This window comes from Azospirillum isscasi (genome assembly GCF_030849505.1).
GTDB classification, from domain to species: Bacteria; Pseudomonadota; Alphaproteobacteria; order Azospirillales; family Azospirillaceae; genus Azospirillum; species Azospirillum isscasi.
Genome location: NZ_JAUJFI010000131.1, coordinates 1 through 16,275, shown reverse-complemented (window position 1 = coordinate 16,275; position 16,275 = coordinate 1). Strand labels below are relative to the sequence as shown.

The following is a 16,275-nucleotide window of genomic DNA, read 5'->3' as shown; positions in this document are numbered from 1 at the left end:
CATCAAGGACCCCACCCAGAACATCAACTGGGTCGTCCCCGAAGGCGGCGGCGGACCCAACTATCCCGGCGGGATGTAAGGTTTACTGGCGTAGACATGGGAGCCAGCGACCTAGCCCTCTCCCCTCCGGGGAGAGGGGACTTCGATAACGTGATCAGGGGGAAAACGCGATGCAGATCAACGGTCAGGCGGCCATCGTCACCGGCGGGGCCTCCGGCATGGGGGCGGAAACCGCGCGCCATCTGGCGAAGCTCGGCGCCAAGGTCACCGTGCTGGACATGAACGAGGCGGCGGTCAAACAGGTGGCTGAGGAAATCGGCGGCCTGGGTCTGCTCTGCGACGTGTCGAGCGCGGAGTCGGCGGAAAAGGCCGTGGCGGAGGCCCGCGCGGCCCATGGCCCGGCCCGCATCGCCGTCAACTGCGCGGGCGTCGCGCCGGCCAAGCGCATCGTCGGGCGGGACGGCCCGATGGCGCTGGACGACTTCCGCAAGGTGATCGAGGTCAACCTGATCGGCACCTTCAACATGCTGCGCCTCGCCGCCGCGGACATGGGCAAGCTCGACCCGCTGGAATCGGGGGAGCGGGGGGTGATCGTCAACACCGCCTCCGTCGCCGCCTATGAGGGGCAGATCGGGCAGGCCGCCTACGCCTCGTCGAAGGGCGGCGTCGTCGCCTTGACCATCTGCGCGGCCCGCGATCTGGCGCGCAGCGGCGTGCGTGTGATGACCATCGCGCCGGGCCTGATCGGCACGCCGATGCTGCTGAACATGCCGCAGGAGGTGCAGGACAGCCTGGCCGCCACCGTTCCCTTCCCGAAGCGCTTCGGCCAGCCCTCCGAATACGCCCGCCTCGTGCAACACATCCTGGAAAATGAGATGCTGAACGGCGAGGTGATCCGGCTGGACGGCGCCATCCGCATGGCGCCGCAGTAAACCGCCGAATGGTTGCGAGATGACGGACGGCCGCGAAAGCGGCCGTTTTTCGTGTTTGGGCAACGGATGGATTCGTCCGGCCCGCCGGTGTGGGTTGTCGAATTGGCCTGTTGAGGGTGGAATGGACACCCTGAGGCGGATCGAGGCTTTGCAGGCGATGGTTCGTGAGACGCAGGAACGGAGGAAGCGTCTTCTGGACCGATCCCGCGAACGTCTGCGCTCTGCCGAGAATGCGTTGAAAGTGTCTCGCCGCCTGCTGAAGGGAAAGTCCCATGACCCAGACGTTCCATGCCATGAACCGCGCTGAGGCGCAGGACTCGGATGCCGAAAACCGGCGCCGCTCCAGCGAGGCCGAAGAGGCCCGTGCCGCTGCCGAACGGAAACGTGAGGAAGCCGAAGAGGAGCGCACTACGGTGTTCCAGCGCCACATCGAGGCCGAGGGCGCACGCCTGATGGCCGAAGAGGGGCGGATCACCGGCGAGGCGCAGCGGCGGGAAGCCGAGGAAACCCGCCATTTGGACGAAGAATTCCGCCAAGCCGCCGAGACGGTCAGACTGGCGGCGGAGGAGGCCCGCCGCTCCGAAGAAGAGGCGCGGCTGCTGCACGAGAAAATCCGACGTTCCGCCGAGGAGGCCCGGCTTTATGCCGAGCAAGCCCGTACCGACGCCGAACGCATAAGGGCGGCGAACGAAGAGCAGCGCCAGATTCTGGAGGAGATGCGGGAGACCGTCCAGCGCTATGAGGCGCTTCTGCTGGCCCGGAACGGGTGAGGGGCCGCCGCACGGCCCGACGGAACCGCGAGTGCCCCGCCGAGCCTGCCGCCAGCCGGCGTCCGTCAGGCGCCGCCGATGCCTTCGGTGAAGGTTTCTCCGGTCTTGGGGTCGATGTTTTCGCCCGTTCCCGGCGTGCCGGGCGCGGCTTCGTCGCGGTCGCCAGCCGGCTTCCGGGCGTTCGGGTCGTAACTGCGCGGTGGGTCGGTGCCGGTGTCGTCCGGCTTCATCCTGTCGCTCATGCGCCACCCCCGTGAATGCGGTCTGCTTCCTTGCCAACAGGGAAGGCGCCGCATCCTCACGCCGGTCGCCGGACGGACGGGCGGCCAGACGCAAGAAGGCCCTCGGCGCCGGCCAAGCCTCAGTCATCCCAAACGGGCAGGGCGCCGAGCTGCGCGTTGGACAGCGTGGTCGTCAGGGTCCGCCCGTCGTCGCGCACCTGGTCCAGCCCGACGATGATCTCCTTGTCGCCGATCCCCACGCCATGCTCCACGTCCACGACCAGGGCGACCGGCTGGCCGGAGGCGTCCATCAGCACCTCCTCGACCTCGCCGACCTTTCGACCGTCCGGTCCCAGCACGTCCATGTCGTCCAACTGCCCGACCGTCCGCTTGAGGGACGGAACCATGACGTTGTCGTCCTTCACGTCCCGATAGGCGTTGGCCGGGTTGGGAACCGCGGCGCTCTGCTGGGCGAGCGTCGTCCCCGCAGTCCCCAGGACGAGGGTGGCCCCAACCAAAAAGAGAAATTTCTTCATTGCGTTGCCCTCCTGTTGCCGACCGTGCAACAACATGAGGCCACCGGCACGGTTCCATCCGGTCCGCCGGTCCATATCGTCCTGATTGCGCAGGGACCGCCGCCGATGCCCCGATTCGTCTTCGCTCTCCTGCTGGTGGCCGTCTCCGTCTTCGGTTCGAAGGCCGCGGGTGCCGAAACCGTGACGGCGGCCCGCAAGACGGAGCGGTTCGATCTGCGCGCCGACCGGACGGGGCTGGAGTATCGTATCTTCCTCGTCCATCCTGCGGAGCCGCCCCCGCCGGGCGGCTATCCGGTCATCTACCTGCTGGACGGCAACGCGACCGCGCCGATGATGGAGAAGACCATCGCCCAGCATCCGCCGCAGCCCTACGGTTCCGCGGTGGTGGTCGGCATCGGTTATCCGATCGACGAGCCGTTCGACATCCTCCGCCGCTACCGCGACCTGACCCCGCCGACTCCGCCGGAGTTGATTCCGCCCTCGCGCGATGGGACTTCGGTCATCGAGACCGGCGGGCGCGACGACTTCCTGGCCTTCCTCGAAACGCAGGCGATCCCGGCGGTCGAATCCCGCCTGCCCATCGACCGGCGGCGCCGGACGCTGTTCGGCCATTCGCTGGGCGGGCTGTTCTCCCTCTACGCCCTCTACACCAGGGGCGACCTGTTCCAGACCTACGTCGCCGCCGATCCGGCGATCTGGTGGAGCGGGCAGGCCATCCTGAAGGAGCAGGGGGCTTTCCTCGACCGAACGGCGCGCGAGGGCGTCCCGTCCGGCACGGCGTTGCTGATCGAAACCTCCGGCAAGCTGGTGGAACGCGCGCTGCCCCCGGCGGATGCCGAACGGCTGAAGCGCCTGCGCTCCGGCCAGACCGGCCGGGAGGTCGCGGCGGCCCTTTCGGCGGTTCCCGGTTTGCGGCTGGCCTTCCACCAGTTCCCGGAGGAAAGCCACGGTTCCATGCTGCCGCTGGCCGTGGCCGATGGCCTGCGTTTCGCGTTCGGGCAGAATCCGGACTGATGCGTTCGGGGAGACGCGCCCCCATATGAAATTCCCGCTGGGTGGAGTCCGCGGGGAGCGGGCCGCCAACAAGGGAGGCACCGCTTTGACCGTGCAATCGATCTTCCTGCCCGAGGCGATTCATCGGTACATGCTCGGCGTCTCGCTGCGCGAGGCCCCCGTTCAGGCGAAGCTGCGCGCCGAGACGGCCACGCTGGCCGAGGCCCACTATCAGATCGCACCCGAGGAAGGGCAGATCCTGGCCTTTCTGGTCGAGACGACGGGGGCGCGCCGGACGTTGGATATCGGGACCTTCACGGGGTACAGCGCGCTGACGGTGGCGCTGAGCCTGCCGGCCGATGGGCGGGTCGTCAGCTTCGACGTCAACGAGCAATGGACGGCGCTGGCCCGTGCGGCCTGGGCCGAGGCCGGTGTCGCGGACCGGATCGACCTGCGCATCGGACCGGCGTTGGACGGCCTCGACACGCTTCTCGCCGATGGCGGGAGTGAGGGCTTCGACTTCGCCTTCATCGACGCCGACAAGGAAAACTATGCGGCGTATTACGAGCGGTGCCTGCGGCTTGTCCGTCGCGGCGGCCTGATCGCCGTGGACAACACGCTCTGGCGCGGACGGGTTGCCGACCCTGAGGACCGCAAGGAGAAGACCGAGGCCATCCGTGCCTTCAACGCCGCCCGGCTGGATGACCAGCGGGTGGCCCTGTGCATGCTGCCGGTCGGCGACGGCGTGACCCTGTTGCGCCGCCGCTGAGCGGGCAGGGCGGTGGGCGATCCCCCTCGGATCGGAAAGCAGATTGCGCGTCCATTATTGAAGCGTTGCAAGGTGGTTTTCTACGGTCTAGGCGCTAAATCCCATAAGATAGGTTATGGAAAATAGGGAGGGAAATCCGTGACAAGTTCCTTTGGACGATGATCCTTATGGAGGCGTGATAAATTTTGTTCTATCTCATAAGGGGTATCGCCCAAACCTGATCTCACCGCGGCGATGTTGATGGTCGATCGCAGATGAATTCAGGCACGGGTTTTTCCGCCCCGCAGAAGTTCGGCCCCGCAACGGCGCGGCGGCTGTCCCGTTTCCGGTACCTCGCCGTGGGCATGCTAACGGCATGGGCACCGCTCCTGGACACCGCCTGGGCGGCGGACCAGCCGCATCTGGCAACCGTCACCACGCTGCGCAAGGATGCGGACGGGCACCCGGCCAACGCGCATCCGGCCAGGATGCTCCAGTTCGGCGTCTACCGGACGGAAGCCGACGCCTGGATCGCCTGGAAGGGCATCGTCCGGCGCCAGCCCGACATGGTCGCCGACCTGGTGCCCCGAGTCGCGCCGCAAAGGCCGGAGGTTCCCGATTCCGGCTTCGTGCTCCGGGCTGCTCCCCTGCCCGACCTCGACCCGAATTTCGTCTGCCGCCGGATCGTCGGTGGCGGCGGCAGTTGCCTCGTGGTGGAGGCCGCCGCGGAACAGCCGGCGGCGGCCCCCGCCGCCACGGAGGACAACGACCACAACGGCGTCGTCACCTACAGCCCCGACCAGAGCCGGGAAATGCAGGAGATCGAGCGGCAGGCCGCCCGCCTGTCCCGGATCGCCGCCATCGTGCCCGGCAACGAGGCGCGGGTGGACATCGGGGCGCTGAAGGCCAGCCGCTGGAACCTGTGCTCCCTGACCTTCGACGACGGGCCGCACCCGGCGGTGACTCCGCGCATTCTGGACATCCTGCGCAACGAAGGGGTGCGGGCGACCTTCTTCCCCATCGGCAACGTCGCGGTCCGCCACCCCCGGATCATCCAGCGGATCGTCCAGGAGGGGCACGAGGTCGGCAACCACAGCCTGACCCATCCCAACATGCGCAATCTGAGCACCGAAGCGCAGCGTATGGAGATTGCGGAAACGAACCGCATTCTGGCCGTCTCCGGCGCCGATCCGGTTCTGTTCCGCCCCCCCGCCGGCCGTTGGAACAACGACACGCTGAAGGCCGTGGAGCAGGAGAACATGAGCCCGGCGCTGTGGAACGTCGACACGCGCGACTGGTTCACCCGTGACGCCGGCAAGATCATGGCGCAGGTCGAGGCCACCGGCGCCATCGGCAGCGTCGTTCTGATGCACACCACCTACAACGCGACGGCGGAGGCGCTTCCCAAGGCCATCGGCCTGCTGCGCATGCGCGGCTGCCGGTTCGTCACCCTGTCGGAATGGATTACCAGCCTGAACAGCCTCGCCACGCCGCGCGTCGCGCAGCGCTGAGGCCGGTCGGGCAAACGTTGGGCACCGCCCACCGCCCCCCTCCCATGGACCGGGAAAGGGGCGGTTCGGAGCGGCTCTTCAATCACATGGTCCGATCAGGCGACGCTCTTGGCGCGGCCGCGGCGGGCCGGCTTGGCCGGGGCGGCGGCCTTCTTGCCGAGGCCGATCGACTTCGCGAAGGCAGAACGCTGTTCCGCATAATTCGGGGCGGTCATCGGATAATCCGCGGGCAGACCCCACTTGCGGCGGTATTCGTCCGGAGTCATGCCGTATGCCGTGCGCAGATAGCGCTTCAGCATCTTCAGCTTCTTGCCGTCCTCAAGGCAAACGATGTAGTCCGGCATCACCGACTTCTTCACCGGCACGGCAGGGCGCAGTTCGACCGCTTCCGGTTCCACCGGACGACCGGTGCCCGACAGGCTTTGGTGGACGATCCGGATGAGGTTCGGAAGATCATTCACGGCGATCTGGTTCGAGCGGACATAAGACGCAACGATCTTGCCCGTCATAGCCACCAGATCCGTGGCCGAATTCTCAGAACCGTCGGTGTCGCTGCTTTGCATGTCAGTTTCCTTCGAGAACGAATGATCCAGAACGGAGGATGGGCAAAGTGATGCGCAAAGCGCAAGCCTGTGCATCAGGTTTAACATGCAAATGTGTAATGTGTTTCATGCAGGACACGCGCATGCGCGGTCCAGTCGAACGGAAATAGTAGGCTTTGGTGATGAAATCGCCGCCCGTTCAGGCGCCGGAACGCTGGTTCTTTATCAGGTCGGCGTACCAGCGGGCAGAGGCTTTCGGCGTGCGTTTTTGCGATTCGAAGTCCACGTGGACGATGCCGAAACGGTTGCCGTAACCGCTTCCCCACTCGAAATTGTCCAGAAGCGACCAGACGAAGTAACCGCGCACGTCCGCTCCGCCCCGAATCGCCTCGTGCATTGAAGCGTTATAGATTCGCAGGTAGTTGATCCGGTGCTGGTCGTCGATGGCGCCGGATTCGTCCGGCGAATCGCTGCCGCCGCAGCCGTTTTCCGTAATGACGATGGGCATCCGGTAGCGGCGGGTGATCTCCAGCAACTCGTCGCGGAAGGCGTCGGGAAAGATCGCCCATCCGACACCGTATGTAGGCGAATCGGACGGTGCGTCGCCCCAGCCGTAACCCCAGGTCATGTCCGGGTTGGCGCGGGCGAAGATCGGGCCGTAATGATTCAGGCCGAACCAGTCCATGGGCCGGCAAATCCGCGCCATGTCGCCGGCCTGCACGTAAGGCTCGATGGCGCGGGCGACTCGCGGCGGATAATGGCCGAGAAGCTGCGGATCGCAGAAGGTCAGGTTCCAATGCTCGTCCAGCAGCGCGGTGGCCTCCACGTTCTCCGGCCTGCCGCCCTCCGGAAGCACCTTCTGACGGTTGTGCACCGCCCCGATGGACGCGCCGGGCACCAGGGCGCGGATCACGTCCACACCGGCGCCATGGGCGAGGTTCACATGGTGGATCGCCCGCAGATGCTGCTCCCGGTCGGTGATGCCGGGGGCCGCCCAGGGAATGGCGTAGCCGAACAGGGTGAAGACGGAGAATTCGTTGAAGGTCGCCCAGCGCTTCACCCGGTCGCCGTAGCGCCGCGCCAGCAAAGCCGCGTAATCGGCGTACCAGCCCGCGCTGTCCCGGTTCGCCCAGCCGCCGAGATCCTGCAGCGCCTGCGGCAGGTCCCAGTGATAGACGCACAGCCAGGGCTCGATCCCGGCCTCCAGCACCGTGTCGATCAGGCGGTCGTAGAAGTCCAGCCCCGGCTGGTTGACCGCCCCCCGTCCGCGGGGCAGCACCCGCGGCCACGCCACGGAGAAGCGGTAGGCATCCACGCCCAGCCCGCGCATCAGCGCGACGTCCTCGGCGTAGCGGTGGTAATGGTCGCAGGCGACGTCGCCGGTGTCGCCGTTCACCACCCCGCCCGCGGTGCGGCAGCGCGTGTCCCAGATGCTGGGCGCCCGCCCGTCCGCCGCCGCGGCCCCCTCGATCTGGTAGGCGGAGGTGGAGACGCCCCAAACAAAATCCTTCGGCAGGTCCGCCATCGCCGTCTCCATCCGCGCCGTTCGATCCGTACTCATACTACCTTTGGCGAAGTGGTGAAGAAACAGGCATAATGACGGACGAACGATTCGGCGGAGCGATCCCCTTGGCACGGCAAGCGATGTCCCCCCTCCCCTCCGATTTTCCCGCCTCCGATTTTCCTGACGGCTTCCTGTGGGGCACGTCCACCTCGGCCTTTCAGGTGGAAGGGGCCGCGGCGGCGGACGGGCGCGGGCCGAGCATCTGGGACAGTTTCTGCCGCCTGAAGGGCCGGGTGGACAACGGCGACACCGGCGACGTCGCCTGCGACCACTACCACCGCTACGCCGAGGACGTGGCGCTGATGCGGGAGATCGGGGTCGGCGCCTACCGCTTCTCCATCTCCTGGCCGCGGGTGCTGCCGCGCGGGCGCGGGGTGGTGAACGAGGCCGGGCTGGACTTCTACGACCGGCTGATCGACCGGCTTCTGGAGGCCGGGATCGAGCCCTGGGCCTGCCTCTACCATTGGGATCTGCCGCAGGCGCTGCAGGATCTTGGCGGCTGGTCGAACCGGGACAGCGCGGGCTGGTACGCCGATTACGCGGTCCTCTGCGCCCGCCGGTTCGGCGACCGGGTGAAGCGCTGGGCGACCTTCAACGAATTCTCCGTCTTCACCCTGTTCGGCTACGCGCTGGGCTGGGGCGCCCCCAGCGTGTCCGACCGCGGGGAGCATCTGAAGGTCATCCACCACACCAACCTCGCCCACGGGGCCGGGGTGGACGTGCTGCGCGATCTGGTGCCGGGCGCCTCCATCGGAGCCGTGCACAGCTTCCAGCCCTGCCGCCCCGCGGACCCGGCGCCGGAAACGGTCGAGGCGGCGGCCCTGTTCGACGAGCTGTGGAACCTCGGCTTCCCCGACGCGCAGATTCTGGGCCGCTACCCGCCGCGCCTCGCCCGCGCCATCGAGCCCTATGTGAAGGCCGGCGACATGGCGCGGATCTGCCGGCCCGTGGACTGGTTCGGCATGAACCACTACGCCCCGCTGTTCGCCCAAGCCGAGCCGGGAGCCGTCTGGGGCTGCGGCTTCGGCGCGCCGCCCGAGGACATGCCGCGCACCGACATCGGCTGGCCGCTCCAGCCCGCCGCCTTTCACGAAGCGCTTCTACACGCCACCGCGCGCTACCGCCTGCCGATCTACGTGACGGAGAACGGTTACGGCACGAAGGCGGCGGAGGCACCGGACGCGCAGGGGATCGTGATGGACCGGGAGCGGCTCGACTATCTGCGGGCCTGCATCGGCGAGATGGTCCGGGCGCTGAAGGACGGGGCCGACGTCCGCGGTTATTTCGTGTGGTCGCTGCTCGACAACTTCGAATGGGGCGGCGGCTACGGCACGCGGTTCGGCATCGTCCATGTGGACTTCGAAACCCAGAAACGCACGCCGAAGGAATCGGCCAGATGGTACGCGGCGCTGATCGGCGGGCCGCTGGCCGGTCAGCCCAACGCCACGTCGGGGACAGGCAGACCCACGGGCCGGACCTGAATCTCCTCGCCCGTGTAGACCGGACAATTCCGGCACACGGCGGGGAGGGCCGCCTCGTCGCCGGCCATCATGGCGAGCCGCAGCGCCCGGTAGCGCTCGCCGTTCCAGATGTCCTCCAACGGGCCCTGCTCCAGATTGCCCATGACCTCCAGGCCGGAGATGTCGTAGCAGCACAGCGTCACGTCGCCGTTCGGGCGGACCACCGTTTCCGTGAAGGGCGCGCTGCAGAAGCCGCGGCGGCGGCCCGGATCGGTTTCGACCGCAAGCGCCGTTTCCTCCTCCGTCTGCGTCCAGCCCGGCCATTTGTAGGCGTAGTTCGTGGCGATCGGCAGGCCGGGAAAATCCTGGAGCAGGAAGGCCGGCGTCACCGCGGACGGCGGGTCCCCCGGGCGGCGCAGGATGTTGTTGGAGATGGCCAGCCCGACCCCGGCGGGTTCGAGATGCCGGCGCAGCAGGTTCAGGTTCCGGCGCACCGTGGGATAGTGCGAGCCCCGGCGGATGGCGTCGTTCTCCTCCGGCGTGCGCCCGTCGATCGACACGATGATCTTTTCCACGCCACACGACGCCAGGGCGCGGCAGCGCTCCTCGGTCACCAGCATGGCGTTGGTGACGAAATGGATCTGGGTCGCCGAGGTCTCGTCCCTCAGGCGACGGATCATCGCCTCCAGGTGGGGGTTCATCAGCGGCTCGCCCCCCAGATACAGGACGCAACTGACCAGCGCCTCCATCCCCTTGAGGTCGCGCAGGACGCGCTCGAACAGCTCCGGCCTCAGCAGGCGGCGGTCGGTGCTGCGGTAGGCCACGCCGGTGGTGCAGTGGCGGCAGCGCAGGTTGCAGGCGCTGGAGGATTCGATGCGGACCCGCGTCGGCAGCATGGCCGTTCCGTCCGCCGCCCGTCCGCTCCAGGCGTCCAGGGTGACCGCGGCGGCCTGCCGGTGGTCGTCGGCCTCGACGCGGCGGACCATCAGATTGTGCAGCGCGATCTTGGCCCCCCGGCGCACCTGCGCATCGGCGGAGCGGGCCAGGGCGTGCAGGCGCGTGGCCGCCTCCGGGGTCCGGCCGGCAGCGGACAGGGCGAGGCCGTGCTCATAGGCAAGCGTCTCCTGCCGCGGGTCCAGCCGGAGGGCGCGGCCATGCGCCCGTTCGGCGGCAGCGTCGTTCCCCAGCGCGGTTTCGGCCCGGCCGAGCGCCGCCAGCATCGCGGGCTGATGGGGTTCCAGCGCGACCGCGGCCCGCGCCTGGACCGCCGCCCCGGCGGGCTCCCCGATGCGGACGAGAAGCCCCGCCAGATTGAGGCGGCTGTTCGCCGCGAGCGGCTGCTGGGCGACGGCCTTCCGGTAGGCCGCCGCCGCCTCCACCGGGCGTTCCGCTTGGGTCAGCGCGTTGCCGTGGTTGAAATGGCATTCGGGAAAGACGGGCCGCAACGCCGCCGCGCGGCGGTAGGCGTCGAGCGCCCGCCCGAGATCGCCGGCCTGCCGGAACGCTCCGCCGAGCATATGGAGGGCGTCCGCTGATCCGGGATTGGCCGCGGCCGCGCGGGACAGGCGCGCGCAGGCCGCCACGACGGCGCCCGATTGCAAGGCGACCAGCCCCAGCAGCCGCAGCGTGTCCGCATGGTCCGGCACCACCCCGAGCACGATGCGGTAGGCCGCCTCCGCCTCCGGCAGGCGCCCCTGCTGGTGCAAGGCCACCGCCTGCCGGAAGCTCGTGGAAAGATCCTGCATGCTTGCTGCCCTTGCTCCTGCGCCGCTCCTCAGAAAACTCTTTCGGGGCGGGAAAGGCAATCCCGCGCATGGACTTTCGGTGGTCGTTGTTGAGCGCAACGAAGCCTCTGCGATAGAAAGGGCCGTCGCCCACCAGTTCGCGGAACGCTTCCCCATGACCGCGCCCTTGCCGCCCGAAGCGCTTTTCGCGAACGCCGTGGCGCTGCACCGCGCCGGCAACCTCGCCGGAGCCGAGCCGCTCTACCGCACCCTGTTGGAGCGGCAGCCCGGCCATCCCGACGTTCTGCACCTGCTGGGCGTGCTGCGGAGCCAGGCCGGCGACCCGGCGGAGGGGGCGTCCCTGATCGCCGACGCCATCGCCCGCCGCGGCACCGTCGCCGCCTATCACTCCAACCTCGCGCTCGCCCTGAAGGCGCTGGAGCGCTTCGAGGAGGCGGAAACGGCCTTGCGGAACGCCATCGCCCTGGCTCCGGGGCCGGGGCCGCTCGCCGCGCTGGGGGGCGTGCAGCGGGCCCGCGGACGCCACGCCGACGCGCTGGCCAGCTACCGCAAGGCCCTGATCTTCGATCCGGGGGACGGCGCCGCGCAGGAAGGGACCGCCCATACGGCGGCTGAACTCGCGGCAACGGACTCCGCCCATCCGGCGGCCATCCTGACGGCCTACCGCCGGGCCTTCCGGCTCCGCCCCGCCGCCGCCTTCGCGGCCTACAATCTCGGATCGACCCTCCAAAAGGCCGGCGATGCCGTTGCCGCCGTCCCCGCCTTCCAGGCTGCGGCGGCGCTCGATCCGGCGGAACCGGGGGTGCTGTCCGGGCTGGGGCTGGCCCTGCTCGCCACGGGACGGGCGCACCGCGCCGCCGCCGTCCTCGCGCGGGTGGTCCGGCTGCGCCCGCGCGACGCGCAGGACCGCTTCCATCTGGCCGAGGCGGCGCAGGCGGCGGGCGACGCGGACCGCGCCGCGGCGGCCTACAAGGAGACGGCGGCGCTGCGGCCCACGGACCACACGGCCTGGGAGAACGCCGCCCTCCTCGACGCGCGCGGGGACCGTCTCACGGCCCTCGCCGCCCATGCCCACGGGCTGATGGCCGCGGCGCGGGCGAAGCATCTGTTCTGGAAGGCCCCCGTCTACATCGCCATGCATGTGGCGAACGAGCGGATCGCGGCGGGGCGCCCGGACGCGGCGGAACAGGCACTGGACCGCTTCCGGCAGGCGGCGGCGGTTGAGAACCGGGAACTGCTGCCCTGGATCGACTTCCTGCGCGGTTCGCTGCTGCTGCGGACGCCGGGGGGCGAGACGGCGGGGCGGACCCTGCTGGAAAGCCTGATCCCCGCCCTGCCCTTCCTGCGCCACGTCACCGACGGCGACGGATTCGACGCCATCTGCCGCTCCGTTCCGCCGGACGAGGTCGCGGCCTACCGGGCCGGCTTCCGGTCGGAACCGCCCGCCGAAGGCGTGGGACCGCTGCTGTTCGCAGCCTGCGACGACGGCTATCTGCGGCTGTTCGCGGCCCCCCTGCTGCTGACGGTGGACGCCTTCTGCGGCGAGGGACAGCGGGTGCACATCCACGTCGCCGACCCCGGCCCGGACCTCGCGGCGGTGGTCGCCGGCCTGCGCAAGCCGCTGCGGCGCTGCCGCCTGACCGTCAGCACCGAGCGGACGCCGCCGGATCTCGATCCGGCGGGCCGACGCACCCTCTACACCTGCCTGCGCCTGATGCGGGCGCTCGACGTGCTGGACCTTTACGGGCGCCCGCCACTGGTGATGATCGACATCGACGCCCTCCTGCCGATCGACCCGCGGCGCCTCCTGGACGCCATGGCGCCGGAGGAAGGGGCGATGCTCATCCACCGGCCGGACAGCCTGGACTATCTCTACAACACCATCAGCAACGGGCTGATCGTGCTGCGCCCGGACCGCGCCGTTCTTGAGATTCTGGAGCGCACGGCCACCGCCCTGCTCCACTGGCAGCGGCGGCGCAGCATGGCCTATTTCCTCGACCAGATCGCGCTGATCCAGGGATTCGCGGATGCCGAACGCCGGAGCGGCCCGGTCGGCGTCCTGCCGATCGAGGAACTGGCGCGCCGGCTCGGCGCGTCCGACGTCTTCCTGCCCTTCTTCGACGAGAAGCATCGCGCCGGCTTCACGGACCGGATGGCCGCCCTGACCGCGCGCGTCCACGAGGAGACGCTGGCCGAAGGCCGGTCGGAGGAGGAGCGGCGCGCCGCCCTGACCGGTCTGGTGCGCCGTCTCCAGGCCGCGGCATCCGCACCGGGGTGAGGCCCCGCCCTTACTATTCCCCAGCCGCCGCGATCTTCCGGTCCCGGCCCCCGCAGAGTTCTTCGCGCAGGCGGACCGTGCCGTCGACGCGCTCCAGCACCAGCTTGCGCCGGTGATGGGCCTCCAGCCCGGTGTGGCTGCCGATGGTGATCAGGGTGGCCTGGGGGAACTCCGTGTCGATCAGGCGCAGCATGGCCTCCTCCGTCCGCGGGTCCAGACTGTCGGTCGCGTCCTCCAGGAAGATCCAGTCCGGGCGGCGGATCAGCAGGCGGGCGAAGCCCAGCAACTGCTGCTCCGACACCGCCAGAACCTCGTCCCAACTGTCGGATTCGTCCAGGCACGGCAGCAGGCGCCCGAGACCGACCCGCTCCAGCGCCGCCGCCGCCGCCGCGTCGCTCACGGTTTGCGGCCCGATCGGGTAGCTGAGAGCGGAACGCAGCGTGTCGTGCGGCAGATAGGGGCGTTCCGCCATGAAGAAGACCCGCGTGTCGGCCGGCAGGACGATGCGCCCCCCGCCCCAGGGCCAGACCCGCGCCACCGCCCGGAACAGCCGCACCGCCGCCGCCGCGTCGCCGACGATCAGCACGCGCTCGCCGGGGCGGATCTCCAGGTCGAACGGCTCCACCGCGCGGCGCCCGTCCGGTTCGGCGATGGACAGGCCAAGGAAGCTGAGGCCGCGCCCGTCGTCGCTGCGCTCCACCGCGATGCGCTCCGTCCCTTCCCCGCCGATCTCGCGGTCCAGGCGCTGGAGCGCCTCGTGCAGGCCGAGCACGCGCTCCACCGACGCCTTCCACTCCGCCGCGCGGGCGAGATTGTCGATGGGCCAGGACAGGGCGCCCACCGTCTGCTGGAACGCCTGCGCCGTCTGCATCAGCACGCCCAGCGAGATGGCCCCGGCGATGTAGCTGGGCGAGGCGACCAGGATCGGGAAGACCGCGGACAGCACCGAATAGGCGGCGCTGAAGATCATCATGTTGGACAGCGCGTGCGTCTGGCCGTTCCAGCCGCGCTGCACCCCGCCGAACAGCACGCCCAGCCGGTCGCGCTCCCCCGACTCCCCGTGCAGCAGGGCGACCGCCTGCGCGTTCTCCCGCACGCGGGCGAGGCCGAAGCGGAAGGACGCCTCGTGCCCTTGGCGGCGGTTCACCGCCCGGACCAGCGGCTTGCCCATCAGCAGGGCGATGCTCGTCCCGACGGCGGCATAGACCAGCGCGATGTAGAGCAGATAGCCCGGCACATGGAAGGTCGTCCCGCCCAGCGTCACCTCCGGCGAACCGGACAGCCGCCACAGGATGTTGGTGAAGCTGATCAGCAGAAGCGCGCAGTAGGACAGCGACAGGGCGAGGTCGATCGCCGCCTCCGTCGCGATGCGGATGTCCTCGGCGATGCGCCCGTCCGGGTTGTCGTGGTCGCCGGGCAGGTACGTCACCTGATGCTGCCGCCCGCGCGTCAGCCAGTCGCCCAGCAGCTTCTGCGTCAGCCATGTGCGCCAGCCCAGTTGCAGGCGGCGCTTCACCCGCAGATGCAGGATGGTGTTGGCGATGTTGAACAGGATGATCCCGCCCGCCGCCGCGATCATCAGCATGAAGCGGTCCATCGAGCGCTGTTCCAGCGCGTCGAAGAGATGCTGGCTCCACAGGTTCAGCAGGATGGGCACCACCACCTGCCCGACCGTCAGCAGCCCCAGCACCCCCGCCAGGACCCACACCTTCCAGTTCCGCCGGTCGGACCAGAAGCCCCCGGCAAGGTTCAGGAAACGGCGCGTGAAGCCGGATCGGTCCGGCGTCCTGGACGCGATCGACATGGCCGTTCTACCCCCTCAGGCTCGAAGCAACACCTCCTTTACCCTAACGAACAGTTTATTACCAATAGCTTGCCCCGCAGTGCACCAATGGTTTGGTGCACTGCCGCAAGTCATAGCCCCGTCACGGCGCGGCGGCGATGCCGTCCGCCACCGGCAGGACGGGCGGGCTGGCCCAGGCGGTGCGGGAGTCGATCTCCAGTTCGAAATCGGAAAAGACGGTGCGCCCGTACAGGCCGTGGCCGCGATCCGGGATGTCGGTGAAGAGGTGAAGCGCCATCGGGCCCGACCAGGGCGCCGCCAGGGTCGCCGACAGGTCGAGCGGGCGGCGCGGCTCGTCCAGCACCACCCAGCCGCTGGAGGCGAGGACGCCGTCCTCCCGCTCCGCCTCGTCCACCGTCACCGACGGCGGGGCGACCACCAGCTTGCAGGCGATGGGGGTGCGGCAGCGCGGATCGTCGATCACCGCCCGCGCCCGCACGGCCACGGCGCCCGGCACCTCGTCCAGCGGGATGTGGGCCGCCGTGACGACGCCGTGGAGCGGGTGGAGCAGGATGCGCCCGCCGCGCAGCAGGCCGAACCAGGGGAAGGTCGCGTCGAACTCGCGGCCCTTGCGCACCTGCGCCAGCACCGGCTCGGTCAGCGGCCAGACCATGCGGGCGGGCGCCGGTTGGGACGCCAGATGCGCCGCCGGGCCGTATTCCAGCCCCGGCAGGCCGCCCCACAGCCGCAGCGCCAGCATGGCCGGCTGACCGCCGGCGCGGGCCGGCGGCGCGGCGGCGTATTCGTCCAAAAGCCCCGCCGGGGCCAGCGACAGGCGCGGCGCCTCCGTCACCACCCCGGTGGCGGCGATGCGCAGGTCCAGGATGCGGTCCATCCGCGTGCAGGCGGCGGGCAGACGCAGCGGCAGCCAGCCGGACCGCAGGTCGCCGAAGGACAGCCGCCATTCGGCGACGGTTTCCCCCGTCTCCACCGCGGTCAGGGCGGCGGCGAGGACCCCGCTGCCCTTCGGCGCGCGGTCCAGATGCAGGTCGATCCCCACCAGCCCACGCGCCCCCGCGGGCAGGCGCTGCACGATCTCCCCCGCCCCCGCGGGGTGCCGGCCATGGCGCAGCGGCAGCGGCAGCGCGCCCGCCGGACGCGGCGTGGCGAAGAGCAGCCGCGGCGGGCTGAG

15 protein-coding genes are annotated in these 16,275 nt (G+C 69.7%); 8 read left to right on the top strand and 7 right to left on the bottom strand.

Annotation, left to right across the window (positions count from 1 at the left end; genetic code table 11):
* The 3 genes from QSG27_RS29290 to QSG27_RS21425 all read left to right on the top strand — a co-directional run.
* Positions 1-79, top strand: a 79-nt coding sequence (locus tag QSG27_RS29290) for a 4Fe-4S dicluster domain-containing protein (RefSeq protein ID WP_407653212.1), incomplete at its 5' end; no start/stop codon positions are given.
* A gap of 91 nt (positions 80-170) precedes the next feature.
* On the top strand, positions 171-932 hold the full coding sequence (locus QSG27_RS21430) for an SDR family NAD(P)-dependent oxidoreductase (RefSeq protein WP_306709693.1): 762 nt from the start codon (positions 171-173) through the stop codon (positions 930-932).
* A gap of 272 nt (positions 933-1,204) precedes the next feature.
* Entirely contained in the window at positions 1,205-1,702 is a 498-nt protein-coding gene (locus QSG27_RS21425) for a hypothetical protein (RefSeq protein ID WP_306709691.1), read from the top strand.
* 65 nt (positions 1,703-1,767) lie between these two features.
* Here the strand turns inward: QSG27_RS21425 and QSG27_RS21420 are convergent, their stop codons facing one another.
* Entirely contained in the window at positions 1,768-1,932 is a 165-nt protein-coding gene (locus tag QSG27_RS21420) for a hypothetical protein (RefSeq protein ID WP_306709689.1), read from the bottom strand.
* 131 nt (positions 1,933-2,063) lie between these two features.
* Positions 2,064-2,459: a PRC-barrel domain-containing protein gene (locus tag QSG27_RS21415; RefSeq protein ID WP_306709687.1), complete on the bottom strand. Its 396-nt coding sequence runs from the start codon at positions 2,457-2,459 to the stop codon at positions 2,064-2,066.
* Positions 2,460-2,564: 105 nt separating this feature from the next.
* Here QSG27_RS21415 and QSG27_RS21410 point away from each other — a divergent pair, with 105 nt between their 5' ends.
* The 3 genes from QSG27_RS21410 to QSG27_RS21400 all read left to right on the top strand — a co-directional run bounded on the left by QSG27_RS21410 (position 2,565) and on the right by QSG27_RS21400 (position 5,711).
* A complete protein-coding gene (locus QSG27_RS21410; protein WP_306709685.1) occupies positions 2,565-3,473 on the top strand; it encodes an alpha/beta hydrolase in 909 nt (302 codons plus the stop codon).
* A gap of 25 nt (positions 3,474-3,498) precedes the next feature.
* Entirely contained in the window at positions 3,499-4,221 is a 723-nt protein-coding gene (locus QSG27_RS21405; RefSeq protein WP_306709684.1) for a class I SAM-dependent methyltransferase, read from the top strand.
* A gap of 254 nt (positions 4,222-4,475) precedes the next feature.
* A complete protein-coding gene (locus QSG27_RS21400; RefSeq protein ID WP_306709683.1) occupies positions 4,476-5,711 on the top strand; it encodes a polysaccharide deacetylase family protein in 1,236 nt (411 codons plus the stop codon).
* Positions 5,712-5,806: 95 nt separating this feature from the next.
* Here the strand turns inward: QSG27_RS21400 and QSG27_RS21395 are convergent, their stop codons facing one another.
* A complete protein-coding gene (locus tag QSG27_RS21395) occupies positions 5,807-6,274 on the bottom strand; it encodes a MucR family transcriptional regulator (RefSeq protein WP_306709681.1) in 468 nt (155 codons plus the stop codon).
* 178 nt (positions 6,275-6,452) lie between these two features.
* Positions 6,453-7,778 carry a GH1 family beta-glucosidase gene (locus tag QSG27_RS21390; RefSeq protein ID WP_306709679.1) on the bottom strand — a complete coding sequence of 442 codons (1,326 nt, stop codon included), beginning with the start codon at positions 7,776-7,778 and terminating at the stop codon, positions 6,453-6,455.
* Between the two features lie 119 nt (positions 7,779-7,897).
* Here QSG27_RS21390 and QSG27_RS21385 point away from each other — a divergent pair, with 119 nt between their 5' ends.
* A complete protein-coding gene (locus tag QSG27_RS21385) occupies positions 7,898-9,298 on the top strand; it encodes a GH1 family beta-glucosidase (RefSeq protein ID WP_306709677.1) in 1,401 nt (466 codons plus the stop codon).
* On the opposite strand, the gene QSG27_RS21380 is transcribed toward QSG27_RS21385, so the two are convergent.
* Entirely contained in the window at positions 9,250-11,022 is a 1,773-nt protein-coding gene (locus QSG27_RS21380) for a radical SAM/SPASM domain-containing protein (RefSeq protein ID WP_306709675.1), read from the bottom strand. The two genes, QSG27_RS21385 and QSG27_RS21380, sit on opposite strands and share 49 nt — an antisense overlap.
* On the opposite strand from QSG27_RS21380, the gene QSG27_RS21375 reads away from it, so the two are divergent.
* Positions 11,021-13,300 carry a tetratricopeptide repeat protein gene (locus QSG27_RS21375; protein WP_306709673.1) on the top strand — a complete coding sequence of 760 codons (2,280 nt, stop codon included), beginning with the start codon at positions 11,021-11,023 and terminating at the stop codon, positions 13,298-13,300. The two genes, QSG27_RS21380 and QSG27_RS21375, sit on opposite strands and share 2 nt — an antisense overlap.
* Before the next feature lie 13 nt (positions 13,301-13,313).
* On the opposite strand, the gene QSG27_RS21370 is transcribed toward QSG27_RS21375, so the two are convergent.
* Together QSG27_RS21370 and QSG27_RS21365 are read right to left on the bottom strand one after the other, a co-directional pair.
* Complete coding sequence (locus QSG27_RS21370; RefSeq protein WP_306709671.1) at positions 13,314-15,104, bottom strand: ABC transporter ATP-binding protein/permease; 1,791 nt, start codon at positions 15,102-15,104, stop codon at positions 13,314-13,316.
* A 121-nt stretch (positions 15,105-15,225) separates the two neighbouring features.
* On the bottom strand, positions 15,226-16,275 hold a 1,050-nt coding region (locus QSG27_RS21365; protein WP_306709670.1), incomplete at its 5' end, for a DUF6212 domain-containing protein.